The following is a 777-nucleotide window of genomic DNA, read 5'->3' on the forward strand; positions in this document are numbered from 1 at the left end:
CCGGAGCGCTAGCTTCGGTGGAGGCGCTGGTGGGATACCGCCCTGACTGTATTGAAATTCTAACCTACGGGTCTTATCGACCCGGGAGACAGTGTCAGGTGGGCAGTTTGACTGGGGCGGTCGCCTCCTAAAGTGTAACGGAGGCGCCCAAAGGTTCCCTCAGAATGGTTGGAAATCATTCGTAGAGTGCAAAGGCATAAGGGAGCTTGACTGCGAGACCTACAAGTCGAGCAGGGACGAAAGTCGGGCTTAGTGATCCGGTGGTTCCGCATGGAAGGGCCATCGCTCAACGGATAAAAGCTACCCCGGGGATAACAGGCTTATCTCCCCCAAGAGTCCACATCGACGGGGAGGTTTGGCACCTCGATGTCGGCTCATCGCATCCTGGGGCTGTAGTCGGTCCCAAGGGTTGGGCTGTTCGCCCATTAAAGCGGTACGCGAGCTGGGTTCAGAACGTCGTGAGACAGTTCGGTCCCTATCCGTCGTGGGCGTAGGAAATTTGAGAGGAGCTGTCCTTAGTACGAGAGGACCGGGATGGACGCACCGCTGGTGTACCAGTTGTTCTGCCAAGGGCATAGCTGGGTAGCTATGTGCGGAAGGGATAAGTGCTGAAAGCATCTAAGCATGAAGCCCCCCTCAAGATGAGATTTCCCATAGCGTAAGCTAGTAAGATCCCTGAAAGATGATCAGGTTGATAGGTTCGAGGTGGAAGCATGGTGACATGTGGAGCTGACGAATACTAATAGATCGAGGACTTAACCATATAATATGAAGCAA

The 777-nt window shown here is 54.1% G+C and carries 1 rRNA gene; it reads left to right on the forward strand.

Features of this window, described 5'->3' with window-relative positions:
- Positions 1-763 (forward strand): 23S ribosomal RNA (locus ACX5JI_RS26385); the annotation flags it as partial.
- Positions 764-777 lie beyond the last annotated feature (14 nt).

It is taken from the genome of Bacillus sp. C1 (assembly GCF_054570475.1).